A 25,051-nucleotide genomic window follows, 5' to 3' on the forward strand; every position below is an offset into this window, starting at 1 on the left:
AAAGGCCCGAAACGGGAACGCCATGCTGATTATCGATACGAGCCATCCGCTTTATCGCCGCTTGTGGGTCAGATTGCTCATCGTCGGCTTTTGCGCCGCCTGGTCCGTCATCGAATTCGTCAATCGCGAATTTTTCTGGGGCACGGTTGTCGGCGGCGTGGCGGTCTATGCGGCCTATGAGTTGTTGCTGAAGTTCAAGCCCGCCAGCGAGGAGAACGCTGCAGGCAAGGCTGACGCGGCCAGGGACGATTCAGACGAGCCAGTGGAAAGTGCACCCACGGATAGAAACGACGCCGGCTGAGGCGAGCTTTCCGGGTGTAAAACCGCTACCTGCCTCTATTGGAAATGTTCACGAGTTCGCAGCATCCGGATCGCCTGGTCAATCAGGAGATTTGCCGCTGTCATGCGCAGCGTCGCATTGTGCCGGAATTCCGGTCTCACTCCGTCGGGATGATTGAGCCTTGCGAAGGCGCGGCGCTTTTCCGCAAGCGTTGCGGCGGTGTCGGTTTCATGGATGGCCAGTTCTGCTGAAACATCCGCGAGCGAGGTCTTTTCGAGATGGGCCGGCATGGGTTCGGGTTGGGGTTCCGGCTGGGGCTCGGCAAGCGCAACGGGCTCCGGCAGAAAGGCCAGATAGGCGTCGAGACTGGCGTTTCCCGGTTGCGGTGCATCCGGATAGGTATCCACGACGAAGCCAGAGCTAAAACCCACAATACGATGACCGGTGGGCGGCGTCGGCTCCGCGCTCTCGTCTTCTTTTTCCTGTCTCAGTCTTTCAACGACCGACTCGAAGACGGATTGTCCGAAAAGCATGCGGCTATTCCCTGGGCAAGTCCCGATAAATCCGGCCTCTATATACAATGAAGTTGGCGTCTGGCTTGCCTTCCTCAAAAGCCCGTCAGTTTGCGGCTTTCATCCAGAACCAGATCGTAGAGCAGCCGGGCGCTGGGCGGCAAAACGCGGCCTTTGGTGGTGATGATGCTGTAGGGCTTGACGACAAGCTCGAAATCCGTCGGCAGGATGCGGGTGCGGCCGATATCGGCCTGCTGGCCGGCCACGAACTCGGCCATGTCCTGCGCGATTGGCGCAATTGCATCCGTGTTGCAGATAAGGGCAAGCGTCAGCACCACGGATGGCGTGTTGATGACGTTGCGCGGCATGGCGACGCCGTGAGTGAGGAACACGTCTTCCATCGTTCTGCGCAAAAGCGCGCCGGGCGGCTGGAAGACCCAGTCGTAACCGGACAGATCCTGCAATGTCACGGGCTCGCCGTGGAGCAGGGGGTGGCCCTCGCGAACCACCAGACAGGCGCGCTCGATGCCAATTTCATGGATGGAGAACAGGCCGGGGTCGAAATCATCGGGGATGCGGCCGATGATGAAATCGTGACGTGCGGCCAGAAGTTCCCGCGCCAGCACGTTGCTACTTTCCACCTGCACGTTGATCTCGATACCGGGATAGGTGTCCATCGCCCGTCTTATGGCGGGCACGACCAGGCTGATGGCCGGTGCGGTGACGGCGCCGATATAAACCGATCCGCCGCTGCCGGATTTCATCTGGTTGAGTTCGCGGCTCGCCTCACGCAGCTCCAGCAATATGGTGCGGGCGCGCCGCGCCAGCGCCTCGCCGAACTTGGTCAGCACCACACCGCGCGACGCTCTCTGACAGAGCGGGCTTTTGACGATTGCTTCCATTTCCGAGAGCATGCGCGATGCCGCCGGCTGCGTCATGTTCATGGCGGCGGCGGCGGCGCTGACCTGCCCGTGCTCCTCGATCATGACCAGCATGCGCAGGTGGCTCATCTTCAAGCCGGCGCGCAGCAAAGGGTTGTCTTCGAAGACGAACAGCGCATCCGCTGTTTGCGTCTGCTCATACACTTTTTGGTTGCTCATTCGCCGGTTTATACCCCTCAATGGTTATTGTATCGATTTAATATATCATAATTGATATACGTAAACTGATTTATTCTATTTGACAGTTATATGGATTCAGAACAATTTGCGGAATGCCGGGGAGGAGCGGCATCTGTTCCATTTCGCAGTTGCGAGATCGGAACGGGCGCAATGCGGCTTCTTCCTCTGATGGCATGAATTTTATGGTGCAACGCAACAAGCGGGTACCAAAGAGGGTTCAAGGGAGAGAGTTAATGAAGTCCATTATTTCGCTGATGGCGGCTTGTGCCATCGGTGCTGCTTCCTTTGCAGCGCCGGCTTTCGCGCAGGACAAGGGTTCTGTCGGTATCGCCATGCCGACCAAGTCTTCCGCGCGCTGGATCGATGACGGCAACAATATCGTCAAGCAGCTGCAGGAAGCCGGTTACACGACCGATCTGCAATACGCCGACGACGATATTCCGAATCAGCTTTCCCAGATCGAAAACATGGTCACCAAGGGCGTTAAGGTCCTCGTGATTGCTTCGATCGACGGCACGACCCTGTCGGACGTTTTGAAGCAGGCTGGTCAGCAGGGCATCAAGGTCATCGCTTATGACCGTCTCATCCGCAACAGCGGCGACGTCAGCTACTACGCCACTTTCGACAACTTCCAGGTTGGCGTTCTGCAGGCAACTTCGATCGTCGACAAGCTTGGCCTGAAGGACGGCAAGGGTCCGTTCAACATCGAGCTGTTCGGCGGTTCTCCTGACGACAACAACGCCTTCTTCTTCTACGATGGCGCGATGTCGGTTCTGAAGCCTTACATCGACAGCGGCAAGCTGGTCGTAAAGTCGGGCCAGATGGGCATGGACAAGGTCGGTACGCTGCGTTGGGATCCGGCAACGGCCCAGGCTCGCATGGATAACCTCCTGTCGGCTTATTACACGGACGCAAAGGTTGACGCTGTTCTGTCGCCCTATGACGGTCTGTCCATCGGCATCATCTCCTCGCTGAAGGGCGTTGGTTATGGCACGAAGGACCAGCCGCTGCCGGTCGTTTCCGGTCAGGACGCTGAAGTTCCGTCGGTCAAGTCGATCATTGCTGGCGAACAGTATTCGACCATCTTCAAGGACACTCGCGAACTCGCGAAGGTTACTGTTGGCATGGTCAACGCCGTTCTGCAGGGCAAGGAGCCTGAGGTGAACGACACAAAGACCTATGAAAATGGCGTCAAGGTTGTTCCGTCCTACCTGCTCAAGCCGGTTGCCGTGACCAAGGACAACTACAAGCAGGTTCTCGTCGACGGTGGTTACTACACCGCAGACCAGCTGAAATAAGCCTGCAACACATGCGGGGATGGCTTGGCGCCGTCCCCGTTTTTCCATAAAAATAAAAACGCCTGAATTAATCGGGCGCTGGATTGCGATATGGCCAATACCATTCTCGAAATGCGGAACATCACCAAGACGTTTCCGGGCGTAAAAGCGCTTGAGAACGTTAACCTTAAGGTAAAGGAAGGTGAGATCCACGCGCTCGTTGGCGAGAACGGCGCTGGAAAGTCGACCTTGATGAAGGTCCTTTCCGGTGTTTATCCCGCTGGCACCTATGAGGGCGAGATCCACTATGAAGGTGCTGTGCGAAATTTTCGCGCCATCAACGACAGCGAAGATATTGGTATCATCATCATTCACCAGGAGCTTGCGCTTGTGCCGCTCCTGTCGATTGCCGAAAATATTTTCCTTGGCAACGAGGTCGCTTCGGGCGGCGTGATCAACTGGCAGCAGACCTTCAACCGTACCCGCGAACTTCTGAAGAAGGTGGGCCTGAAGGAATCGCCGGAGACGCTGATTACGGATATCGGCGTCGGCAAGCAGCAGCTGGTCGAAATCGCCAAGGCGTTGTCGAAGAGCGTGAAGCTTCTCATCCTTGATGAGCCGACCGCCTCGCTCAACGAGAGCGATTCCGAGGCTCTGCTCAACCTTTTGATCGAGTTCCGCAAGCAGGGCATGACGTCGATCATCATCACCCACAAGCTCAACGAAGTGCGCAAGGTGGCCGACCAGATCACCGTGCTGCGCGACGGCATGACGGTGAAGACGCTCGACTGTCATCAGGAAGAAATCAGCGAGGACGTCATCATTCGCAACATGGTGGGACGCGATCTAGAAGATCGTTATCCGCCGCGCGACGTGCCGATCGGCGAGACCATTCTCGAAGTGAAGAACTGGAACGCCTATCACCAGCAGCACCGCGACCGGAAGGTCCTGCACGACATCAACGTCACCGTGCGCAAGGGCGAAGTCGTCGGCATTGCCGGGCTGATGGGGGCAGGGCGCACGGAATTCGCCATGAGCGTGTTCGGCAAGTCCTACGGTCACAAGATCACCGGCGACGTTCTGATCGACGGCAAGCCCGTGGATGTCAGCACCGTGCGCAAGGCAATCGATGCCGGTCTTGCCTATGTGACCGAAGACCGCAAACATCTCGGTCTGGTGCTCAACGACAACATTCTGCACAACACCACGCTTGCCAATCTGGCCGGCGTGTCGAAGGCCAGCGTCATCGACGACATCAAGGAAATGAAGGTGGCGAGCGATTTCCGCACACGCCTTCGCATCCGCTCTTCGGGCATCTTTCAGGAAACGGTCAATCTTTCGGGCGGCAACCAGCAGAAGGTCGTGCTTTCCAAGTGGCTCTTCTCCAATCCTGATGTCCTGATCCTCGACGAGCCGACACGCGGTATCGACGTTGGCGCGAAATACGAAATCTACACCATCATCAACCAGCTCGCTGCCGACGGCAAAGGCGTTCTGATGATCTCATCGGAAATGCCTGAATTGCTCGGCAATTGCGACCGCATCTACGTCATGAACGAAGGCCGCATCGTCGCTGAATTGCCGAAGGGAGAGGCGAGCCAGGAAAGCATCATGCGCGCTATCATGCGCTCAGGGGAGAAGAACTCATGAGTTCGGCAAACACCACAAACGAAGAAAGCAACGTCATCTCGGTCGGGTCGTATATTCGCTCCAATATCCGCGAATACGGCATGCTGATCGCGCTCGTCGCTATCATGGTTTTCTTCCAGTTCTATACCGGCGGCATTCTGTTCCGGCCCGTGAACCTGACCAACCTCATCCTGCAGAACTCGTTCATCGTCATCATGGCGCTGGGCATGCTGCTGGTCATCGTGGCCGGACATATCGACCTTTCGGTCGGTTCCATCGTCGCCTTCGTCGGCGCGATTGCGGCCATATTGACCGTGCAGTGGGGCATGAACCCGTTTCTCGCGGCGCTGATTTGTCTTGTCATCGGCGGCATCATCGGTGCTGCCCAGGGTTACTGGATCGCCTATCATCGCATCCCGTCGTTCATCGTGACGCTGGCGGGCATGCTTGTGTTCCGCGGCCTCACGCTTTTTGTGCTCGGCGGCAAGAACATCGGCCCGTTCCCGACGGATTTCCAGATCATCAGCACCGGCTTCCTGCCTGATATCGGTGGCATCGAAGGTCTGAACACGACGTCGATGATCCTGACATTGGTGATTACGGTCGTGCTGTTCTATCTGGCGTGGCGCCGTCGCGTGGTGAACGTGAAGCACGGCATTGACGTGGAGCCGTTCGGTTTCTTCATTGTGCAGAACCTGCTCATCTCAGGCGCTATTCTGTTCCTTGGCTACCAGCTGTCCACCTATCGTGGCCTGCCGAACGTCCTGATCGTGATGCTGGTTCTGATTGCGCTTTACAGCTTCGTGACGCGCCGCACGACCATTGGCCGCCGCGTTTACGCCATGGGCGGCAACGAGAAGGCGACCAAGCTTTCCGGTATCAACACCGAACGCCTGAGCTTCCTAACCTTCGTCAACATGGGCGTACTGGCCGGTCTGGCCGGCATGATCATCGCGACACGCCTCAACTCGGCAACGCCGAAGGCAGGCGTTGGCTTCGAGCTTGATGTGATCGCGGCCTGCTTCATCGGCGGTGCTTCGGCCTCCGGCGGCGTTGGCAAGATCACCGGTGCTGTTATCGGTGCCTTCATCATGGGCGTCATGAACAACGGCATGTCGATCGTCGGCCTCGGCATCGACTTCCAGCAGATGGTCAAGGGCCTCGTGCTGCTCGCTGCCGTGTTCTTCGACGTCTACAACAAGAACAAGGGCTGATTGCCCAGCCAATATAGCAAGTCAAAAAAGTGGCCGGTTTCCGGCCACTTTCATAAGGTGAAGGCGCAACGCGCCGAAGAAGATAAGGCGCGTTGCGCCGCAGGAAGGAAATCCCGTGCTCATTTCACAGATCAAGGATGCCAGTGGCAAAATCACCGTCGCCGTTCGCGAAGAAGGCGGACAGGCGCACGCCGTCAACGGCGCTCAATCGGTTTACGCGCTGGCCATGGAAGCTGCCAATGGTGGCAAGAGCCTTGCCGATGTTGTGTCCGCCCATGGTCTCGGCGATGCCGTCGATCTTGAAAAGGCTTACGCTGAAGGTCGCTTTCTGCCGCCGATCACCCATCCCGATCCGGCGCATCTGCATCTGACAGGCACGGGCCTGACCCATCTCGGCTCTGCTGCTACCCGCGACAGCATGCACAAGAAGACCACGGAAGCCGCCGAGGAAAGCCTTACGGATTCCATGAAGATGTTCCGCATGGGTCTGGAAAATGGCAAGCCGAAGGCTGGCGAAAAGGGCGTTCAACCCGAGTGGTTCTACAAGGGCAACGGCTATGTCGCAGCGGCACCCGGTGCTGCTCTCACCTCTCCGTCCTTCGCGCTTGATGGCGGCGAAGAGCCGGAAATGGCCGGCATCTACGTGATCTCCGACAAGGGCGAACCCGTGCGCATCGGCTTTGCCGTGTCGAACGAATTTTCCGATCACGTCACCGAGCGGATCAACTATCTCTACCTCGCCCATTCGAAGTTGCGCCCGGCAAGCTTCGGCCCGGAAATCCGCGTCGGCGTTGCGCCGTCGGATATTCGCGGCACCTCGCGCATCCGTCGTGGCGACAAGGTCATTTTCGAAAAGCCGTTTGTTTCGGGTGAGGACAACATGTCCCACACCTTCGCGAACCTCGAATATCACCACTTCAAATACGGCCTGTTCCGCGCACCTGGTGACGTCCATGTGCACATGTTCGGCACCGCGACGCTCTCTTTTGCGGAGGGCATCAAGCCGGAAGCGGGTGACGTGTTCGAGATCGAGGCCGCCGGTTTCGGCCTGCCGCTGAGGAACCCGCTTGCGGTTAATGCGGAAGAAGAAATCACGGTTCGGCAGATCTGATCTACCGGGGCTGCACGTTAAACGGTTGAGGGAGGGGGTCGCTCAGCGTCCCCCTCTCGACGTCATCCCCGGCTTGTCTTCAGGTGGGACACATCCGCCAAAGCGATAACGCCGCGGTTTTGCCAGTAATCGTCTTGTCTTAGGTGCGTAATGCTGCCGGAAGACGCGGGAAAGCTGACATAACCGACGCTGTCGATCGGCATTTTGATCCATGTTGCGATGACGAAGGTAAGAGCGAAGCCATGGGTAACGATGATCTGCGTGGGGCAAGGACGCGATATAATCGTGTCCACGGCGCGGTACACTCTTTCGGCCAACTCTCGTCTCGTTTCGCCATCAGCAATTCCGCCACGATGATCCATCCGGTCGTGATGGGGGGCCGGTATCTGACGGGCGTCGAGCCATTCCTGCGGCATACCACCCGCCGAACCGTAGCTGATTTCCCGCAGGCCATCCGTGGTTTCAAAAGGGGACTTGAGGTGTTCAGCAATGATTGCCGCAGTCTGGGAGGCCCGCAGAAGATCGGAACTGAAGATTTCAACTGATGCGTTGCCGATCAAGGCCACAAGTTTCTCGGCCGTCGCCTGCGCATCGGCTTTTCCCTTGGGTGTCAGTTCGGTATCATACCAGCCACCAACCTTGTTCTCGACATGATGGACGGACTGGGTGTGCGTGACGACAAAAATGTTCTTCATAGTGTTCTTCCGGGTAGCTGGGGCTTACTCGAACCCCCACAGCCTGCCTTCGCCCACCTCCACGGAATTGCCGGCCGGGTCGCGGATGTAGACGGAATAGCTGTCATTCGGCCAGCGATGATAGTGTTCGATGGGAATTCCAAGCTCCTCGAAGCGGGCTTTCCATTCGTCCACTTCTGACTTGTCTTTCGCATAAAAACAGAAATGGCCTTGTCCGGTGGCGCCGTGGCGCGGAATCGGATTGTCGGGGGTGGCCGTGCGCGACTGTTGCGGATCGAAGACCAGCAGCATCTGCCGGCCACATTTGAAGAACACGAACTGGCCCGGCAGCCTGCGCACCACCTCCAGCCCGAAGACATCGCGATAAAAGGCCTCGGCGGCGTCGAGATCGTTGGCATAGATCGCCGTTTCCATAAGGGCGGCTGGCGGTTTCATGGTTCCTCCCCGATGTCCGGCAACGGATATAGCGGACAGTCTATGTTTTCGTGCTGTAGGTCAGCACTGTCAGGTCGTGCTTGCCAACGCCACGCTCCAGAACGGTCCAGCCGCAGTTCGTATAATAGGTTTCGAGACGGCGCTGGCAGCACAGGTAGCTGGTATCGTGACCAAGTTCGGCGGCCCGTTGTGTTGCGGCCTGCATCAGCGCCCGGGCGACACCTGAGCGTCTGCTGTTTTCCTCCACCCAAAGTGCGGCAACCCATGGCAGATATTGTGGCCGCTCCTCCAGATCGCAATGGATAAGAAAGGCGGAGCCGACGTAACCCTTGTCGTCATGGGCGACGAAGCCGGTCGGCAGGGCATGGGGGTTCACCATATCCTTCAGATGTTCAGCCAAACCGCCGACCTGGAGGCCACTATCCTGCCACCATGCCGTCCAGACCCGTTCCGCAATGATGGGTCCATGGGACTGGCAGTCGCGATAGTCGGAAATACTGTACAAAAAGCCCTCTCCCTGATCGGTTGCTGCGGCGATTTAACCGGTCACGGCGGGCTTTCGCAACCCACAGGTTGTTGAAAGCGGATCAGGGTTTCGTTGCCGTCACATGCAGCCAGTCGGTTGGCAGCTTGTCGTAACCGCTGCCGTGCCGTGCTTCTATCTCCACGCCTGCCCAGGCGAAATGCCCGTACAGGTCCTCAAGCCAGGTTTTCGAAGGATAGTTGTAATAGCGGCCGAACGTGTCGCGGCCTTCCGCTTCCCCGGCCTTGAAGCTGGCGTAAAAAACACCGCCCTGTTTCAGCGCCGTACGGATGCGGCGGATGATACCGGAAAGAGCGGGGCGGGGGACATGCAACAGGCAGGCATTGGCCCACACGCCGTCATAAGTCTCCACGTCGCCGATATCTTCGAACAGCAATGTCGCGACGGGAATGCCGAGCCGCGTTTCGGCCGCCTTGGCGATTTCGGGTGTGCCGTCCGTCGGGCGCACGTCGAAGCCTGCAGCGAGCATGAATTCACTGTCCTGCCCGCCACCGCACCCCAGTTCGAGGATGGTCGCGCCTTTGGGCAGGCGCGACAGGAATTTTTCCAAATGGGGAAGGTCCGCCGTTTGCCCTCTCGACGTATAGGCTCCGGCATTATGCGTATAAAAGCCGATCGTTTCGTCGTCTCTGCCGGCCATTGTCTCAGCTTTGCGATTGGCTCTGCGATTGCTGCACGGTCACCGAAACGTTCAGTGTTTCGCCGGCCGGGCCGATCCGCATGCCCGATATCGGCGCGCAGTCGCGGTAGCAGAGGCCAAGGGCAATGCGCACGTAGCGATCGTCAGGGCAGATATTATTGGCGGCGTCAAAGCCAACCCAGCCGAGCCCCTGCAGATGCACCTCGGCCCAGGCATGGGTTGCCGTCTGCTCCGCCACGTCTTCCATCATCAGATAACCGGAAACATAGCGGGCGGGCAGGCCCATCAGCCGGGCGGCGGAAATGAGGATATGGGCATGGTCCTGGCAGACGCCCTTGCCGGCTTCGAGTGCGAGTTCGGCGGTGGTTTCGGTGTCGGTCGAACCCGGCACATATTCCACCTTGCTGTTGATCTTCTCCATCAGGTCGTGCAGGCGCTCGAGCTCGCTGTTGCCGGTGCTGGCCTTCGCCAGTTCGCGCACGAGTTTGCCAGGCTTCGTCAGCGGCGTCTCGCGCAGGAAGAGCCATAGCGGCGCACTGCCGGTGTGGGGGCCGACCATGCCGGCCCTGTCTTCGGTTATGACGAGGCCACCAGCCACGACCTTGACCCTGCGTTGCGGGCCTTCGGTCTCGACCAGTGCGACACGGTTGCCGAAATGGTCGTCATAGCTTACTTCGACGGTGGCGCCGTCGACCGATACATCCCAGTCCTCCACCGTCTGGCACGGGCCGGTCTGTGGCGTCAGGCGCAGCCGCTGCAATGCATAGGGCATCGGCTCGTCATAGACATATTCGGTCGTATGGGTGATTTTCAGACGCATAAGCTGTCCCCGTCCACGCGCTTATAGATAAAAGCGGTAGCCTTCCATGATTTCCTGCCCCAGCTGCCCGTTCCGGTTGACAAATCTCTCCAGAAACTCGTGCAGGCCTTCATCCATGACGCGATCGATCGTCGTCTTGCGCAGACTGTCGCGAATGCTTTCCGCCGTTTCATGCGCCTTGTGCTTTTCACCGTAATCCTCAGCTATGTAATTGAGGTTGCTGGTGATCTTCTCATAGCAATAGGCGAGCGAGCGCGGCATGCGGCCGTTGAGAATGAGGAAGTCGGCGATGTTGGCCGGCTTGTATTCCGCATCATAGACCCAGCCATAGGAGCGGTGCGCCGAGACCGAGCGCAGGATGGATTCCCATTGGGCATTGTCGAGCGAGGAGCCGACATGCGCCACGGCCGGCAGCAGCACGTAATATTTTACGTCGAGAATGCGGGCGGTGTTGTCGGCGCGCTCGATGAAGGTGCCGATGCGGGAGAAATTATAGAGATCGTTGCGCAGCATCGAGCCGTGGAAGGCGCCGCGCACCAGACCGGCGCGATGCTTGATGACATCGATGGTCTGCGGCAGTTCGGCATGGCTGAGCTTGCGGCCGAGGATGTTCTTCAGCTCGATCCAGAATTCGTTGGTGGCTTCCCATGTCTCGCGCGTCAGCGCGGTGCGCACCATGCGGGCATTGTTGCGGCCTGCCTCGATGCAGGACATGACGCTCGAAGGGTTTGCCTTGTCCCGCAGGAGATAATCGATCGCATTGGCCGCCGTCACCTTCTCGCGCGTTTCGAGAAAGGCTTCGTGCACGCCGGCACTCTGCAACACGCCGTCCCAGTCCTCATCGCCGCTGCCGCTGCGCGTCAGGGAAACGCGCAGGCCCGCATCGATAAGCCGGGCGATGTTTTCAGCGCGCTCAATATACCGGAACATCCAGTAGAGCCCGTTTGCCGTTCTGCCCAGCATGGCTTAGTCCTCCAGTACCCATGTATCCTTGGTGCCGCCGCCCTGGCTGGAATTGACCACCAGCGAGCCCTGCTTGAGGGCAACACGGGTCAGTCCGCCGGGAATGATCTTCACCTTGTCTGAAACCAGCACATAAGGACGCAGATCGACATGGCGCGGCGCTATGCCGTTTTTCACCATGATCGGCACGGTGGAAAGCGACAGCGTGGGCTGCGCGATGTAGTTGGAGGGGCGGGCTTTCAGCTTTTCGGCAAAAAGCGCCCGTTCCTTTTTCGACGCGGTGGGGCCGACCAGCATGCCGTAACCGCCCGAACCGTGAACTTCCTTGACGACCAGTTCGGCAAGGTTGTCGAGAACGTATTTCAGGCTGTCCGGCTCCGAACAGCGCCATGTCGGCACGTTTTCCAGAAGCGGCTTGCGGCCGGTGTAGAACTCGACGATCTCAGGCATGTAGGAATAGATTGCCTTGTCGTCGGAAATGCCGGTGCCCGGCGCATTGGCGATGGTGATGTTGCCGGCGCGGTAGACATCCATGATGCCGGGTACGCCAAGCGCCGAATCCGGCCGGAAGGTGAGCGGATCAAGGAAGTCGTCGTCGACGCGGCGGTAAAGCACGTCGATGGCCTCGTAGCCACGGGTAGTGCGCATCTTGACCTTGCCGTCCATGACGCGCAGGTCGGACCCTTCCACCAGCTCCACACCCATCATGTCGGCCAGGAATGAATGTTCGTAATAGGCGGAATTGTAGATGCCGGGGGTCAGCACCGCGACGCGCGGCTTGCCGGTGCAGCCGGGGGGTGCAAGCGAGGCGAGCGATTGGCGCAGCTGATAGGGGTAATCCTCCACCCGCTGCACCCGGTTTTCATGGAAGAGTTCCGGGAACATCTGCATCATCGTTTCACGGTTTTCCAGCATGTAGCTGACACCTGAAGGCGTGCGGGCGTTGTCTTCCAGAACATAGAACTGGTCTTCGCCGGTGCGGACGATATCCGTGCCGACAATGTGGGTATAAACGCCGCCGGGTGGCGTGAAACCGATCATTTCCGGGAGGAATGCGACGTTCTTCTCAATAATTTCGCGAGGAATGCGCCCGGCGCGAATGATTTCCTGCTTGTGGTAGATATCGTCGAGGAAAGCGTTGAGAGCGAGAACGCGCTGTTCGATACCCTGGGCCAGTTTGCGCCACTCGCGCCCGGAAATGATGCGCGGAATGATATCGAAGGGGATCAGTTTTTCTGAACTGTCGGCGTGGCCGTAGACTGCGAAAGTAATGCCGGTTTTTCGAAAGATGTTTTCCGCGTCTTTAGACTTCTGGATCAGGTGTGCCCTGTCCTGCCGGCTGTACCACTCGTTATAGTTTTCATATGGGCTTCGCGGCGCGTTGTCCGCATTTATCATTTCGTCAAATGCCAACTTCGATGTCCCCTTTTTTGCCATATGAATACAACGACAAATGCAATGCAAGAACTATGCGGAGGCCTCCGTGAAGATTTTTTACCGCCCTAGAGTTTTAAAAAAGAAGCGTTTTTTCGCTTTCAGCCTATAAATGCGGCATTGGCAAATTGGTTGCAGGGCAAGGTGGGGCGGAACGGGGTGGTGGCACTGTGTGCGCCGTGGGCGAATGCACAAATTTTGTTCGTTCGCTTTCGGTTGATGGGTTTTGGGTGTGGCATCAGAAAATCTGAAAGATGCGATCACCAAAACACTTTTGACCTTTTGCGGGGATGGGGATACCGGCTAGCTTGGACGGCTGTGTTTCGCCAAGGGGTGCGCGCCGAGATCCGGCCGGGTAGTTCACCGGTTGCTTCAAGTCGTAAAAATGTCAATTCGCCGCATGCCTTTTGTCCCGGGCCCATGTCCGGTTGCGGGGCATCACGCGGCACAGGGGAAGTTCCCATGTCGCTCGACCGTCTGGCTCCGGCCATCTTCGTCTTCCTCTGGTCGACTGGCTGGGTCACCGCGAAATATGCCGTTTATTATACTGGTCCGCTGACCTTCCTCTGTCTGCGTTACCTGTTGGCGGGTGCCATATTGTGGGCGATCTGCCGGTTTTCCTCCATTCAATGGCCTGAACGGCGCATCGATGTTTTCCGGGCAATCTTGTCCGGCGTGTTCCTGCACGGCCTTTACCTTGGCATGATCTGGTGGGCGATAGGGCAGGGCGTGCCGGCGGCGATCGGCGGCATTATTGCCGGTTTGCAGCCGTTGATGACGGCGGTTGCCGCCCGTTACATGATCGGCGAAAAGATCTCTCCGGTGCAGCGTGCCGGCTTGCTTCTCGGCTTTGTCGGCATTGCCATCGCCGTGCTGCCGAAGGTCATGGCGTCAGGCGCGCTCGGCCTTTCCGTGCCGCTTTATGCCGTGGCGGTGAATGTGCTGGGCATGACGTCCGTGACCTATGGCACCCTCTACCAGAAGAAATACGTCCATGGCGGAAACATTATGGCGGTCGCCACGCTGCAATATGTCGGCGCCCTCATCGTCACCGTTCCCTTCGCGCTGTTGCTGGAGGATGGTCATGTGGACTGGAGCCTCGGGCTTGCCGCCACGCTCGTCTGGTCGGTAGGCGCGATCTCCATCGGTGCGGTGGCCCTGCTGCTCTATCTCATCCGGCGCGGGCAGGTCTCGCGCGCTGCCTCGCTGATCTATCTCGTGCCGCCGCTTGCCGCAGTGGAAGCGGCCCTGCTTTTCGGGGAAACGCTGACGCCGGCCATGATTGCCGGCACGGTCCTGGCGGTAACGGGGGTGTATCTGGCCAACCGCCGGCCCGCAGCGACGGTTGAGGCACGTTAATTCCTACAACCTCATATTAGAGATTTGTTAACCATAAAATTATACCTCTCGTTAATCTAGAGATTTGGCGGGGGTTACATGTCTATTTCACGTCGTGGTGTTCTGTTCGGATTGCCGCTGTTGCTGGCCGGCTGCGCAAGTTCCGGCATCGGGCAGCAAAGGCTTAATTATGCGGCGAAGCCGGACGAGAAGTTTCCGCTTCCGGAAATGCATCTCGACAAGGTGAAGCCCGAGCTGCGCCGGCAGGAAGTGGCATACGATACCGCGCATCCGGCCGGAACGGTGATTGTGGATACGCCCGCGCGGCGTCTTTACTACGTACTGGGCGATGGACGGGCAATGCGTTACGGCGTCGGCGTCGGTCGCCAGGGGCTTGCGCTGAAGGGCGACGCCTATATCGGCCGGAAGTCGGAATGGCCTTCCTGGACGCCGACCGCAAACATGATGCGCCGTGATCCGCGCAATCTGAAATACGCCGGCGGCATGGAGGGGGGGCCGAACAACCCGCTCGGCGCGCGAGCGCTCTACCTCTATCGCGGCGGCAACGACACCATGTTCCGTCTGCACGGCACCAACCAGCCGCAATCCATCGGCCACGCCATGTCAAGCGGCTGTATCCGGATGCTGAACCACGACATCATCGATCTTTACAGCCGCGTGCCGGTTGGCTCCAGGGTCGTGGTGCTGCAGGCCTGACGGAGAGGCGGATTTTTCCGCCTTTGCCACTCGAAAAAATGCCTGTATCCTTGGGTTGATTTTTTCCACATGAGCGCAGTTTTATGGTGGAAAATCAACCATGTGTAGAATGACTCCCTTTATGTATTTAAGGGAGTTCTGCTATATCGGAAATGTGATTTTCGGTGTTCGAGACGTGTATCCATAAAGGCATGATTGCGCTGTATCGAGCGTCGCACCACTTCAACGGGGACACATGAACATGGCAATTTTAGACAATCTCTCCCGCTATCGCCCGCAGGCACTCGGGGCGCTGCGCATCATGACGGCGCTGCTTTTCATTTCGCATGGAACGCAGAAGCTGTTCGGTTTCCCGGCATCGCAGATGGACGGCTCCCTGCCGACGATGCTGCTGGTGGCGGCGCTTCTGGAAGCCGTTGGCGGCATTCTCGTGCTGGTCGGCCTTTTCACGCGTCCGGTTGCCTTCATCCTGTCCGGCCAGATGGCTGTTGCCTATTTCATTGCGCACGGGCCTAAGAGCTTCTTCCCCGCTCTCAATGGGGGCGACGCCGCGATCCTGTTCTGCTTCATCTTCCTTTACCTCGTGTTTGCCGGTCCGGGCGCTTTCTCGGTGGATGAACGCCGGGCCTGATCGGCCGCTGCAATCACCGGTCTGTCATTGAAGCCCCGCATGGCTGGTACCGTGCGGGGCTTCATGCTTTTGAAGCGTTGGAAACTTCGGCCGTCACCGAAGCATAGATGCTTGTTTTTGAGTTAGGAACGGTTCATCCTGAACGCAGTTGGAAAATTGATCCGTGACCAGTCAAAACCCTATCGCCCGCGAATTGCTGCTGCTTGCCCTGTTGTCCACTCTGTGGGCCGCATCCTACACTTTCATCAAGATCGGGGTGGAGACCATACCACCGCTGACCTTCATTGCCGCAAGAACCCTGATTGCCGGTCTGTTGCTGCTGGCGGTCATTCGCCTGCGCGGGCTGCGGTTGCCGCGGGATTTCGCCACATGGCGGCTCTTCTTCGTTCAGGCCTGCATCAACAGCGTATTGCCTTTCACGCTGATCGCGTGGGCGGAGCAGAGCATCGATGCCGGTCTCGCCGTCATCCTCAATGCGACGACGCCGATCTTCACCTTTCTTCTCACCGCGCTGATCATCCGGCATGAACAGGTCAGCGGGCGCAAGCTGTTCGGCACTGTTGCGGGCATGACAGGTGTCTGTCTCATCATCGGTCTGGATGCGTTAAACGGGGCGGGTGAGGCGCTGTGGAGCCAGATTGCCGTGCTGACTGCAGCCTTTTCCTACGCCTGTGCCGCCATCTTCAGCAAAAACTTCAGGGGTCTCGATCCCGTCATGCCTGCCGCCGGCTCGCTGATCTGCGGCGCCGTGCTTCTGCTGCCGGTGAGCGTGATCGTTGACCGGCCCTGGACATTGTCGCCATCTCCGGCGTCGCTCACCGCACTTGTGTGCCTCAGCGTCTTTTCAACCGCGCTCGCCTTCATGGTCTATTTCCGGCTGATGCAGACGCTCGGTTCGGTCGGTACCACGTCGCAGGCGTATCTGCGGGTTCCGATCGGTGTCGCCATTGGCATGGTGTTTCTTGGAGAAGTGCCGACGCCTGCCATGTGGGTGGGTCTTGTCTGCGTGATTGCCGGGGTGCTGGCCATGACCCTGCCGTCGCGGCGCCGGTCGTTGGCGCAGGGCGGTTGAGAGCAAAAAGAAAACCCCGCAAGCCTGCGCTTGCGGGGTTTGAAGGTAGACACGCGATACCGGGGAATCGGCTCGCGCAGAGTTAAGTTACTTAGCGGTTACGGCCGCGATTGCCGTTTCCGTTGCCGGAAGCGCGCTTTTCCTGACCGTTGCCGCCAGCAGGAGCGTGACGGTTTCCACCGCTGCCGCCGGGCTTGCGGGCAGGGCGGCGCTGCTTGCGAGGGCCGGCCGGGCGACCTGCGTCACCTTCCGCCGTCTTCACGCGCTTGAAGTCTGACGTGACTTCCAGATCGTTGTCCGCATCACGCGGGGCGTGGTGACGCGAGGGACGGGGCTCGCCATTGTGGCGTCCGCCTTCGCGGGGTCCACGCGGCTGGCCGCCATTGTTGTTGCGACCACGGTTGTTGTTGTTCGGGCGCGTCGGGCTGGCAAGACCGGCCGGACGTTCACCGGATGCAACCGGGATATCGATCTTCATCAGCTTTTCGATATCGTGCAGCAAACGCGTTTCGTCCGGTGCGCAGAACGCGATGGCAATGCCGTCGCGGCCGGCACGGGCGGTACGGCCGATGCGGTGGACATAGGCGTCGGGCACTTCCGGCAGGTCATAGTTGAAGACGTGCGTCACGGCCGGAATATCGATGCCGCGGGCAGCAACGTCGGTTGCGACCAGGACCTTGATCTCACCGTCCTTGAAGCCCTTCAGTGCCCGCTCGCGCTGGCCCTGGCTCTTGTTGCCGTGGATGGAAGCGACCTTGAAGCCGATATGTTCCAGATGCTTGTAGAGCTTTTCCGCGCCGTGCTTGGTGCGCAGGAAAACGATAGAGCGGCCATCCGGGTTTTCGTTGAGCGACTTCTTCAGAAGGTCGGTCTTGTCGTTCTTGCCGGCGACGAAATGCACGTACTGCTCGACCTTGTCGGCGGCCTTGCCCGGAGGTGTTACCTCGACCTTGATCGGGTCCGTCAGGAAGTTGCTGGCAAGCTCGGAAATCGCCTTCGGCATCGTTGCCGAAAACAGCAGGGTCTGGCGCTTGGCCGGAACCATCTTGGAAATCTTGCGCAGATCGTGAATGAAGCCCAGATCGAGCATCTGGTCGGCTTCATCAAGCACCAGATAGGTGACCTTGGAAAGCGAGATCGCGTTGCGGGCGATGAGGTCCAGCAGGCGGCCGGGTGTCGCCACCAGGACGTCCGTGCCTTTTTCGAGCTGAAGCTGCTGCTTGTTGATCGACGCGCCGCCGACAACCTGGTTGATGCGCAGCGGCGTCTTCTTCACGAAGGAGCGCAGGTTTTCGCCGATCTGGTTCACCAGTTCGCGGGTCGGTGCGAGGATGAGGGTGCGGGTGGTGCGGTTTGCCGGGCGGTCGGCTTGCTTCATCAGCATTTCGATGATGGGCAGGCCGAATGCTGCCGTCTTGCCCGTGCCGGTCTGTGCGAGGCCGATGAGATCACGGCCTTCAAGCAGCAGCGGAATGGCCTTTGCCTGAATGGGGGTGGGGGTTGTGTAGCCGAGCTGGGTAACGCTGGCCACAATCTTTTCAGAGAGGCCGAGTTCGCTAAAACTGGTCAATAGTAATGCCTTTCGGGGCGCCAAAAACCAATCGTCCGGAGCAGTTGCTGCTGTCCGGCGGTTTCGGCGTCAAGAACCCCGCGTGAATTGGGAACTTGTGGGTTGGAATAACTTTCTGCGCATCAGTGCGGCAAAACGCCGTCTTCTGTATTCGTTGCGCTTTTCCTTCATGCGGGCCAAGTCATCTTGGTCATGTGCTGCAGCTCACGCGGCTGCCGAAGGTGAAAGCTTGACCGGCATGTGGGCGTTTTATGGCGTAAAGTCAAGCAATAGTTTTGTAACGCTGCCGTCCCGCGGCGCATGGCTGCCATGCAGAAGGCAGGCTGGCGATTGCCGGCGAGGCGCGGAGGCTTGCGAATAATTATGGTTAAAAAAGGGTAAAGCGACCATTCCGCACATAGCAAATAGCGGTTTTCTCACATAACGTTTTTGCAACGACGTCTGGAAATATTTGATTCGACAAGGATGGAACTGCACGGTGTGGAGTATCGCTTGACCCAAGGATGCGGGTTGCTGGAAAAAGCTTACGGGGCAATCGCCGCCCTGGATTTGCCCGCGTGCATCAAGGACAGCGAGCTTCGCTACCTCATGGTCAATGCAGCCTATGGCCGGGTCATGGGGCGTCCGCCCGCCGCGTTCACGGGCCACACCAGCCTTGCTCTTTCCGCCGATATTCGCGATGCCGAGCGCGAGGACAGGGAGCGCCGCTCGCTGGTCTTTGCCACGGACGAAGTGATTTCATGCCATGGTGCAGCGTCTTCAGGGCCTTACAAGCTGCGTTGCGAACGTTTCACCGGCGATGACGGCAGTCTGTTCCTGTTTGAGGTGTTCGAAGAAGTGCCCTCTGTCGTGAAGGGTGTTTCGGACGGCGGCAGCGCCGACCTGCTGTTCGACAGCGGCGTTATCGACCTCATCGATGCCGGTATCGTAATTTATGACCGTGAAAACCGGCTCGTCTATTGCAATGCGCGTTTCGTGGAATTCTACAGCGATTTCAACCTCCAGCTAAAGCCCGGCACCCGGCTTGAGACGCTGATGGAGGCGGTCTATTTCTCGAGCGGCTACCGCAGCGTGAAATCGGACGATCCGGATTACCAGGCATGGCTGCAGAAGCAGTTGCGGGATTTTTCCCTGCCCTATCTCGAAAGGGTGGAGCAGTTTGCCGATGGCCGGTGGGTGCGTATGGTCAACAAGCGGCTGGAAAACGGCATGCTGGTGGGGCTTCGCGTCGATGTGACGGAGTTCAAGGCGCATGAGACCCTGCTTAGCAAGCAGATCCGCGAGACCTGGCTGCTGCGCGCCGCGCTTGAGCAATTGCCCGTGGGCGTGTTCCTGCGGGATCAGGACAGGCGGCTGACCTTTGCCAATGCGGCCTTTGAGAAATTCCGGGGCGGCAGCCTCGCCGACTATTTGGGCAAGACCGAATGCGAGATGTTTCCGGAGGAGGGCGCAGAGTTCCAGCGGGAAAACGAGCATATCCTGCAAACCGGAGAGGCGATTGAAAAGACGGGAATCATTCCGCTTTCGGATGGCGGCGCCGTTCCGGTCATAACCCGGCTCGGCCGGGTCACGACGCCCGATGACGAATATTATCTGGTGGGTTCAGTCACAGATGTCAGCCTGCTGAAGGAGCGGGAAAATGCGCTGATCGCGGCGCAGGCGCAGGCCGAAGCGCTGCATCGCCAGTTCGAAACGGTTCTTCATGCCCTGCCGGTTGGCGTACTACTCCTCAACGCGGATCTCGTCATCGAATATGTCAATCCGTGCTTCGACACGTTATGGGGCGAAATCGGCGGCGAGAAGTCGCTTGTCGGCAAAAGCTATCGCGAATTCATGGAGGCGAATTTCGAAAGCGGCCTTTATGACTATGGCGATATACCCTTCGAGGAGCTCTACAACCAGCGCGCAGAACGGCTGCTCAACGACAAGGTCTTCACGCCGCGCGAGGTGCGCAGCAAAAGCGGCAAGGTCACCGTCATTTCCAAGACCCGCCTCGACGGCGGAAAAATCCTCAGCACCTATGCCGATGTGACCGACGTGCGCATGCGCGACGCCGAGATCAGTGAGGCAAAGGCCGAACTTGAGCGTGTCGGCGAATATATGCAGGGCGCCACGCGCGCCATGGCGCAGGGGCTGGTGCTGGTCGAGCAGGGAACCATCATCATGTCCAACGAGGCTGTGGCGCGAATGTTCGACGTGCCGCCGCAGCTGTTGGAAAAGGGCTGCAACTGGTCGGGGTTCTTTGCCCATTGTGCCGGGCGCGGAGATTTTGGCACCAAAGAGGAGGCGGCCGCGACGCTGACCGCCTGGAGAGAGCACATAGCCGCCAACAGGCCGTTCTCCTGGCTGATCCATATTGCCGGAAAGACGTGGCTCAATCTGGAAGCGACCAACAGTTCCGGCAATTACTGGCTCATCATCGTCACCGACGTCACCGAGATGAAGATGCGCGAGGAGGAGTTGCAACGGCTGCTTTCCCGCGCGGAAGCGGCAGATCGTGCCAAATCTGAATTCCTTGCCAATATGAGCCATGAAATCCGCACGCCGATGAATGGCGTGCTCGGCATGGCGGAACTTCTGGCCAAATCCAATCTGGATACGCGCCAGAAAACCTTCACCGATATCATCGTCAAATCCGGCAATGCGCTCCTGACGATCATCAACGACATTCTCGACTTCTCCAAGATCGAGGCCGGGCAGATGAAGCTGCGCAGCGTGCCTTTCGATCCGGCGGAAGCGGTGGAGGATGTCGTTTCCCTCCTGTCCTCAGCGGCGCTGGAAAAGAACATAGAACTTGTCGTCCGGATCGATCCATCGGTTTTCGGCAAGGTCATGGGGGACGCCGGGCGGTTCCGCCAGGTCGTCACCAATCTTGTTGGAAACGCCGTCAAGTTCACGGAAATGGGGCATGTGCTGATCGAACTTTCGGCGCAGTCGGCGGAAGCGTCGGAGACCATTCTGTCGCTGCGCGTCGAAGATAGCGGCATCGGCATTCCCGCAGACAAGCTCGAAACCATCTTCGACAAATTCAGCCAGGTCGACGGCTCAGCGACGCGGCGGCACGAGGGAACGGGATTGGGACTGGCGATCACGGTCGGTCTTGTCGGTCTTTTCGACGGTACGATCAATGTGGTGAGCGAAGTCGGCAAGGGATCGACCTTCGAGGTCAATATTCCGTTTCACGTTACGGAAAAACGGCGCGACGCTCCGCTTCTTGCCATGGCGATCGAGGATATACGCGTACTCGTCATCGACGATAACGACGTCAATCGCCGCATATTGGCGGAGCAACTGAAGACATGGGGAATCGACGGCCATGCTGTGCAGGACGGGCCATCAGGCATTGCCGTGCTGCAGGAGGCTGCGTCCCTCGGTTTTGCCATCGACGCCATCATTCTCGATTATCACATGCCTGTTATGAACGGGCTGGATGTGGTCGAGCGGATCAGGGCGGATAGCCGTTTCGACGATATCGCCATCGTGTTCCTGACGTCTATGGATGTCGTAGGTGACGAGAGCCTTTTCACCGATCTCAGCGTGCAGGCGCATCTGATGAAGCCGGCGCGGGCGCGTCTGTTGCGTTCCACCCTGTTCGATGTGGTGCGGGATGTGCGGCAGAAGCGCGCCCGGCAGGATTCGCAGGGGCTGGGGTCAGGCGGCAGCGATGCGCCGGTGCGGCCAGACAATGGCCCCACGGACAAGAAGCGGCGGGTTGTGTCACCTCCGACGATGGTTCCAGACCGACGCCGACCCTGCCTTGTGGATGTGCTGGTGGCCGAGGACAACGACGTCAACCAGATCGTCTTCACCCAGATATTGCAGCAGGCGGGTTTGCGGTTCCTGATCGTCGGCAATGGCAAGAAGGCCGTTCAGGCGTGGGAGGAGCACAATCCCGCCGTCATCCTTATGGATGTGTCGATGCCGGTGATGAACGGGCATCAGGCGACACTGGCAATCCGCGCCGCCGAACAGGCGGCTGCCGACGGCCGGCATGTTCCGATCATCGGCGTTACCGCGCATACACAGGACGCGGACCGCGAGCTCTGCATCGCAGCAGGCATGGATGATTATCTGTCGAAGCCCATCAGCCCCGAAATTCTCGAGGACAAGATCGCGCAATGGCTGGGAGACGCGATGCCACGCCGCGACGTGCCGACCGCCTGACAGTGAAGGCCGGTTGCTGCTGTGGGAGCCGCCTCAGCGGGATGGCTTGGTGCCGCACAGCATCTCACGCTTTCCGGCAAACCCTTTGCGGCGCTCCAGTTCAAAACCGGCGGCGATGAGGTTGCGGCGGACGAAGCCAGCGGCGGCATAGGTGGCGAATGTGCCCCCCGGTACCGTTTTGCCGAACAGCGTCTGCATGATTTCCAGCGACCACATGTCGGGATTGCGGGCAGGGGCGAAACCGTCCAGAAACCAGGCGTCGAAGCCTTCGCTTCTGCCGGAAATGCCGGTGAGCGCTTCGCCGCACACCACTGTCAGGCGCGTCTGGTCGTCCAGTTCGATATCGACCTCGCCTTTCGGGTCCGCCGGCCAGCGGGCGACCAGTGCCTTGCGTTCGGTATCAACTTCCGGCCAGCGGGAAAGCGCCCGGTCGATCTCGTCCGCCTTCATCGGGTAGAGTTCGAAGGACATGAAATGCAGCTTGGAGTGACCGTTGCGCACCTCTTTCCATTGACGCCAGGTCTCGCAGAGATTGAGACCGGTGCCGAAGCCAAGTTCGCCGATGCGGAAGATGCTCTCTCGCTCAAGCCAGCGCTGCGGTAGGCCGTTTCCGGACAGAAAGACATGGCCGCATTCCAGCCTGCCATCCGTCTGGCAATAAAAATGATCGTCAAAGGCCAGCGAATAGGGCATATCCCCCTCACGCCAGTCGAGCGCGGCGGGCGGATTGTCGGCCGCCGAACCGATATCTGCGGTGTTTTCCTTGGAATGTGTCATGACTAATGCCGATAGTCCCGCTTTCGAATCTGGTCAATCACCAAGATTGCGGGCGCCAAGATTGCCTGGCTCGGTGCCGCTCCTCATCGTCGGTGGCGGCATTATGGGGCTGTGGGCTGCCGTCAAGGCAGAGAGGATGGGCATAAACGCCCTGCTGCTGGAAGCGGGCCGTCTTGGAGATGGTGCAAGCGGCGGGCTGTTGGGCGCACTGATGCCGCATATGCCGGACCGCTGGTCGGACAAGAAGCAATTCCAGTTCGACGCTCTCGTTGCGCTGGAAAAACAGATCGCCGAGTTGGAAGCCGAGACCGGGCTTTCCGCCGGTTACCGGCGTTGCGGCCGGATCATTCCCCTGCCGAAACCACATTTGCGCAGCATTGCCGAACGGCACGAGCGGGATGCCGGGGAAAACTGGGTTTCAGACGGGCGCCGGTTCCACTGGCATGTCGGTGACAGCCCTTCCGTTGCCGGATGGGTGGACGATGCGGCGGGACAAGCGGGCTTCGTGCTGGATACGCTGGCTGCACGGGTTTCTCCCCGGGCGATGATCGCCCTTCTGTCGGCTTTCCTCCGCAACGCCCGGCATGTGCGGGTGGCGGAACAGTGCCGCGTCGTCTCGCTCGATCCGGATAAAGGGCGGGCGGTGCTGTCGTCGGGCGACGAGGTCGCCTTCGATCATGTCATCGTCGCCAACGGCCATGGTTCCTTCACGCTGATCCGCGATGCCATCGGTCTGGAACCCGGCATTGTGCTTGGACAGGCGGTGAAGGGGCAGGCCGCCCTTCTGGATGCTGCGGCCGATCCGGCCATGCCGGTCGTGTTTCTGAACGGCCTCTACATCGTGCCGCATGAGGATGGCACCGTCGCCATCGGCAGTACCAGCGAAGATTGTTTTTCCGATCCATTCAGCACCGACGAAAAGCTGGAAAAATTGCTCGCGGATGCATGCGCCGTGGTGCCGTCGCTTGGCCGTGCGCCGGTGCTCGAACGCTGGGCCGGGTTGCGGCCGAAGGCGGTTGGACGGGACCCGATGGTGGGTACACTTTCCGAATATCCGCGGCTCGTGGCGTTATCGGGCGGCTTCAAGGTCAGCTTCGGCCTTGCCCACTATCTTGCAGATGCTGCGTTGCAGGCCGTGTGTGGCCACACGCCGGACGTGCCTTCCGGTTTTCGCCTTCAAGAACACGTGAGTATTGCCGTCCGGACTTTAGAAACTTCTGATTAGTTTGGTCCACGTCGTTAATCTGTCACGCAAATCGCTTACTTGCTGGCCTGCAAAGAGCCCCGTTTGGCCGCATTTGCGGCGAGGTGATAGCGCATGCGATACGCCATCCATTTCACGCCTTCCCCCAACGACCCGTTGACGCAGGCGGCTGCCGCGTGGCTGGGACGCGATGCCTATTCAGGCCATGCGGTGGAGCCGCCGGGCACGATCGATCTCGGCATGCAGGAGATTTCCTACCATACCGCCCTGCCGCGCCGTTATGGTTTCCACGGCACCATAAAAGCCCCGTTCCGTCTTGCCGAAGGTCATTCCGAGGCCGCGTTGTTGCGCGACCTGATGTATTTTTCCGGCAGGCAGGACCCCTTCACGCTGCCGCAACTTATAGTAGCGCGGCATGACAATGTCTTCAGCCTCGTTCCCGAGCGCCCCTGCGAAGTGCTGAATTTTTTCGCAGCCCGTGTGGTGCAGGAATTCGACCGCTACCGCGCGCCGCTCTCCGAGGCGGAAATCGAGCGGGCGGATCCCGACCGGCTTTCGGCTTCGCAGCTGACCAATCTGCATCGCTGGGGCAGTCCGCATGTGATGGACGAGTTCCGTTTTCAGATGTCGCTGACGGGCGGTGTCGAGCCTTCCAGCAGCCAGAGGATCGAGCGTGCCGTGCGCAAGGTTTTCGAGCCGCTGCTCACCCGGCCTCTGTCATTTTCCAGCCTTGCGCTTTTCATCGAGGATGAACCCGGTGCGCCTTTCCGGGTGCACTCGCTGCACCCCATGGGTCGTGTTTCCGCCCGAAAGATCGCCTGAGAAACGCCCCGCAGAAATCGTACACAAAAAAGCATCGGAATGTCGGCAAAATTGCTCTCGACATTCCGAATGCGGATGCTA

Annotated in this window: 23 protein-coding genes; 12 read left to right on the forward strand and 11 right to left on the reverse strand. The window is 59.1% G+C overall.

Features of this window, described 5'->3' with window-relative positions:
• The first annotated feature begins 22 nt into the window (after nucleotides 1-22).
• Nucleotides 23-301 carry a hypothetical protein gene (locus AB4Z23_RS08790; protein WP_111783630.1) on the forward strand — a complete coding sequence of 93 codons (279 nt, stop codon included), beginning with the start codon at nucleotides 23-25 and terminating at the stop codon, nucleotides 299-301.
• A gap of 35 nt (nucleotides 302-336) precedes the next feature.
• Here AB4Z23_RS08790 and AB4Z23_RS08795 read toward each other — a convergent pair whose 3' ends face one another.
• Both AB4Z23_RS08795 and AB4Z23_RS08800 read right to left on the reverse strand, forming a co-directional pair.
• Nucleotides 337-813 carry a hypothetical protein gene (locus tag AB4Z23_RS08795; RefSeq protein ID WP_111798817.1) on the reverse strand — a complete coding sequence of 159 codons (477 nt, stop codon included), beginning with the start codon at nucleotides 811-813 and terminating at the stop codon, nucleotides 337-339.
• A 74-nt stretch (nucleotides 814-887) separates the two neighbouring features.
• Entirely contained in the window at nucleotides 888-1,892 is a 1,005-nt protein-coding gene (locus tag AB4Z23_RS08800) for a LysR family transcriptional regulator (RefSeq protein ID WP_003513718.1), read from the reverse strand.
• A gap of 254 nt (nucleotides 1,893-2,146) precedes the next feature.
• On the opposite strand from AB4Z23_RS08800, the gene chvE reads away from it, so the two are divergent.
• The 4 genes from chvE to araD1 all read left to right on the forward strand — a co-directional run bounded on the left by chvE (nucleotide 2,147) and on the right by araD1 (nucleotide 7,144).
• Nucleotides 2,147-3,211, forward strand: a complete 1,065-nt coding sequence (chvE, locus tag AB4Z23_RS08805) for a sugar ABC transporter substrate-binding protein ChvE (protein WP_003513717.1) — start codon at nucleotides 2,147-2,149, stop codon at nucleotides 3,209-3,211.
• A 90-nt stretch (nucleotides 3,212-3,301) separates the two neighbouring features.
• Nucleotides 3,302-4,840, forward strand: a complete 1,539-nt coding sequence (gguA, locus tag AB4Z23_RS08810; protein ID WP_003513716.1) for a sugar ABC transporter ATP-binding protein GguA — start codon at nucleotides 3,302-3,304, stop codon at nucleotides 4,838-4,840.
• The gene (gene gguB / locus AB4Z23_RS08815) at nucleotides 4,837-6,033 is read left to right on the forward strand and encodes a sugar ABC transporter permease GguB (RefSeq protein WP_003513714.1); all 1,197 of its coding nucleotides are present in this window, start codon (nucleotides 4,837-4,839) and stop codon (nucleotides 6,031-6,033) included. Before gguA ends, gguB begins: the two co-directional genes overlap by 4 nt.
• 115 nt (nucleotides 6,034-6,148) lie before the next feature.
• Nucleotides 6,149-7,144 (forward strand): 2-keto-3-deoxy-L-arabinonate dehydratase AraD1, encoded by a 996-nt coding sequence (gene araD1, locus AB4Z23_RS08820; protein ID WP_013636674.1) that lies wholly within the window; start codon nucleotides 6,149-6,151, stop codon nucleotides 7,142-7,144.
• A 62-nt stretch (nucleotides 7,145-7,206) separates the two neighbouring features.
• Here the strand turns inward: araD1 and AB4Z23_RS08825 are convergent, their stop codons facing one another.
• The 7 genes from AB4Z23_RS08825 to AB4Z23_RS08855 form a co-directional block, all read right to left on the reverse strand.
• Nucleotides 7,207-7,839: a histidine phosphatase family protein gene (locus AB4Z23_RS08825; protein ID WP_421477343.1), complete on the reverse strand. Its 633-nt coding sequence runs from the start codon at nucleotides 7,837-7,839 to the stop codon at nucleotides 7,207-7,209.
• Between the two features lie 24 nt (nucleotides 7,840-7,863).
• Nucleotides 7,864-8,274, reverse strand: a complete 411-nt coding sequence (locus AB4Z23_RS08830; RefSeq protein WP_121556751.1) for a VOC family protein — start codon at nucleotides 8,272-8,274, stop codon at nucleotides 7,864-7,866.
• 40 nt (nucleotides 8,275-8,314) lie between these two features.
• On the reverse strand, nucleotides 8,315-8,779 hold the full coding sequence (locus AB4Z23_RS08835) for a GNAT family N-acetyltransferase (protein WP_441360062.1): 465 nt from the start codon (nucleotides 8,777-8,779) through the stop codon (nucleotides 8,315-8,317).
• A gap of 82 nt (nucleotides 8,780-8,861) precedes the next feature.
• Nucleotides 8,862-9,458 (reverse strand): class I SAM-dependent methyltransferase, encoded by a 597-nt coding sequence (locus AB4Z23_RS08840; RefSeq protein WP_025594244.1) that lies wholly within the window; start codon nucleotides 9,456-9,458, stop codon nucleotides 8,862-8,864.
• A 4-nt stretch (nucleotides 9,459-9,462) separates the two neighbouring features.
• Entirely contained in the window at nucleotides 9,463-10,278 is an 816-nt protein-coding gene (locus tag AB4Z23_RS08845) for a transglutaminase family protein (RefSeq protein WP_003513702.1), read from the reverse strand.
• Nucleotides 10,279-10,299: 21 nt separating this feature from the next.
• Entirely contained in the window at nucleotides 10,300-11,241 is a 942-nt protein-coding gene (locus tag AB4Z23_RS08850; protein WP_003513700.1) for an alpha-E domain-containing protein, read from the reverse strand.
• 3 nt (nucleotides 11,242-11,244) lie between these two features.
• Nucleotides 11,245-12,654, reverse strand: coding sequence for a circularly permuted type 2 ATP-grasp protein (locus AB4Z23_RS08855; protein ID WP_003513699.1), 1,410 nt, complete (start codon nucleotides 12,652-12,654; stop codon nucleotides 11,245-11,247).
• A gap of 483 nt (nucleotides 12,655-13,137) precedes the next feature.
• On the opposite strand from AB4Z23_RS08855, the gene AB4Z23_RS08860 reads away from it, so the two are divergent.
• From AB4Z23_RS08860 to AB4Z23_RS08875, 4 genes are all read left to right on the forward strand, one after another.
• Nucleotides 13,138-14,034: a DMT family transporter gene (locus AB4Z23_RS08860; RefSeq protein WP_376940602.1), complete on the forward strand. Its 897-nt coding sequence runs from the start codon at nucleotides 13,138-13,140 to the stop codon at nucleotides 14,032-14,034.
• A 78-nt stretch (nucleotides 14,035-14,112) separates the two neighbouring features.
• Nucleotides 14,113-14,730, forward strand: a complete 618-nt coding sequence (locus tag AB4Z23_RS08865; RefSeq protein WP_003513696.1) for a L,D-transpeptidase — start codon at nucleotides 14,113-14,115, stop codon at nucleotides 14,728-14,730.
• 235 nt (nucleotides 14,731-14,965) lie between these two features.
• Nucleotides 14,966-15,361 (forward strand): DoxX family protein, encoded by a 396-nt coding sequence (locus AB4Z23_RS08870; RefSeq protein ID WP_019565150.1) that lies wholly within the window; start codon nucleotides 14,966-14,968, stop codon nucleotides 15,359-15,361.
• A gap of 163 nt (nucleotides 15,362-15,524) precedes the next feature.
• Nucleotides 15,525-16,433: a DMT family transporter gene (locus AB4Z23_RS08875; protein WP_013636669.1), complete on the forward strand. Its 909-nt coding sequence runs from the start codon at nucleotides 15,525-15,527 to the stop codon at nucleotides 16,431-16,433.
• Nucleotides 16,434-16,524: 91 nt separating this feature from the next.
• On the opposite strand, the gene AB4Z23_RS08880 is transcribed toward AB4Z23_RS08875, so the two are convergent.
• Nucleotides 16,525-18,003: a DEAD/DEAH box helicase gene (locus AB4Z23_RS08880; protein WP_003513690.1), complete on the reverse strand. Its 1,479-nt coding sequence runs from the start codon at nucleotides 18,001-18,003 to the stop codon at nucleotides 16,525-16,527.
• Between the two features lie 465 nt (nucleotides 18,004-18,468).
• Here AB4Z23_RS08880 and AB4Z23_RS08885 point away from each other — a divergent pair, with 465 nt between their 5' ends.
• Complete coding sequence (locus AB4Z23_RS08885; RefSeq protein WP_421477339.1) at nucleotides 18,469-22,167, forward strand: response regulator; 3,699 nt, start codon at nucleotides 18,469-18,471, stop codon at nucleotides 22,165-22,167.
• A gap of 33 nt (nucleotides 22,168-22,200) precedes the next feature.
• Here AB4Z23_RS08885 and mnmD read toward each other — a convergent pair whose 3' ends face one another.
• On the reverse strand, nucleotides 22,201-22,944 hold the full coding sequence (mnmD, locus tag AB4Z23_RS08890) for a tRNA (5-methylaminomethyl-2-thiouridine)(34)-methyltransferase MnmD (protein WP_013636666.1): 744 nt from the start codon (nucleotides 22,942-22,944) through the stop codon (nucleotides 22,201-22,203).
• Between mnmD and AB4Z23_RS08895 the strand changes: the two genes are divergently transcribed.
• Nucleotides 22,943-24,169 carry an NAD(P)/FAD-dependent oxidoreductase gene (locus tag AB4Z23_RS08895; protein ID WP_421477337.1) on the forward strand — a complete coding sequence of 409 codons (1,227 nt, stop codon included), beginning with the start codon at nucleotides 22,943-22,945 and terminating at the stop codon, nucleotides 24,167-24,169. The two genes, mnmD and AB4Z23_RS08895, sit on opposite strands and share 2 nt — an antisense overlap.
• Nucleotides 24,170-24,262: 93 nt before the next feature.
• The gene (locus AB4Z23_RS08900) at nucleotides 24,263-24,970 is read left to right on the forward strand and encodes a DUF1045 domain-containing protein (protein ID WP_003513684.1); all 708 of its coding nucleotides are present in this window, start codon (nucleotides 24,263-24,265) and stop codon (nucleotides 24,968-24,970) included.
• The last annotated feature ends 81 nt before the right edge of the window (nucleotides 24,971-25,051 follow it).

Source organism: Agrobacterium sp. MCAB5 (assembly GCF_052114365.1).
GTDB lineage: Bacteria > Pseudomonadota > Alphaproteobacteria > Rhizobiales > Rhizobiaceae > Agrobacterium > Agrobacterium tumefaciens.

Excerpts from the sequence above, each read along its gene's own strand:
- AB4Z23_RS08790 (WP_111783630.1), top strand. The coding sequence starts at position 23 with ATGCTGATTATCGATACGAGCCATCCGCTTTATCGCCGCTTGTGGGTC.
- AB4Z23_RS08795 (WP_111798817.1), bottom strand. The coding sequence starts at position 813 with ATGCTTTTCGGACAATCCGTCTTCGAGTCGGTCGTTGAAAGACTGAGA.
- AB4Z23_RS08800 (WP_003513718.1), bottom strand. The coding sequence starts at position 1,892 with ATGAGCAACCAAAAAGTGTATGAGCAGACGCAAACAGCGGATGCGCTG.
- chvE (WP_003513717.1), top strand. The coding sequence starts at position 2,147 with ATGAAGTCCATTATTTCGCTGATGGCGGCTTGTGCCATCGGTGCTGCT.
- gguA (WP_003513716.1), top strand. The coding sequence starts at position 3,302 with ATGGCCAATACCATTCTCGAAATGCGGAACATCACCAAGACGTTTCCG.
- gguB (WP_003513714.1), top strand. The coding sequence starts at position 4,837 with ATGAGTTCGGCAAACACCACAAACGAAGAAAGCAACGTCATCTCGGTC.
- AB4Z23_RS08825 (WP_421477343.1), bottom strand. The coding sequence starts at position 7,839 with ATGAAGAACATTTTTGTCGTCACGCACACCCAGTCCGTCCATCATGTC.
- AB4Z23_RS08830 (WP_121556751.1), bottom strand. The coding sequence starts at position 8,274 with ATGAAACCGCCAGCCGCCCTTATGGAAACGGCGATCTATGCCAACGAT.
- AB4Z23_RS08840 (WP_025594244.1), bottom strand. The coding sequence starts at position 9,458 with ATGGCCGGCAGAGACGACGAAACGATCGGCTTTTATACGCATAATGCC.
- AB4Z23_RS08845 (WP_003513702.1), bottom strand. The coding sequence starts at position 10,278 with ATGCGTCTGAAAATCACCCATACGACCGAATATGTCTATGACGAGCCG.
- AB4Z23_RS08850 (WP_003513700.1), bottom strand. The coding sequence starts at position 11,241 with ATGCTGGGCAGAACGGCAAACGGGCTCTACTGGATGTTCCGGTATATT.
- AB4Z23_RS08860 (WP_376940602.1), top strand. The coding sequence starts at position 13,138 with ATGTCGCTCGACCGTCTGGCTCCGGCCATCTTCGTCTTCCTCTGGTCG.
- AB4Z23_RS08865 (WP_003513696.1), top strand. The coding sequence starts at position 14,113 with ATGTCTATTTCACGTCGTGGTGTTCTGTTCGGATTGCCGCTGTTGCTG.
- AB4Z23_RS08870 (WP_019565150.1), top strand. The coding sequence starts at position 14,966 with ATGAACATGGCAATTTTAGACAATCTCTCCCGCTATCGCCCGCAGGCA.
- AB4Z23_RS08885 (WP_421477339.1), top strand. The coding sequence starts at position 18,469 with ATGGAACTGCACGGTGTGGAGTATCGCTTGACCCAAGGATGCGGGTTG.
- AB4Z23_RS08895 (WP_421477337.1), top strand. The coding sequence starts at position 22,943 with ATGACTAATGCCGATAGTCCCGCTTTCGAATCTGGTCAATCACCAAGA.
- mnmD (WP_013636666.1), bottom strand. The coding sequence starts at position 22,944 with ATGACACATTCCAAGGAAAACACCGCAGATATCGGTTCGGCGGCCGAC.
- AB4Z23_RS08900 (WP_003513684.1), top strand. The coding sequence starts at position 24,263 with ATGCGATACGCCATCCATTTCACGCCTTCCCCCAACGACCCGTTGACG.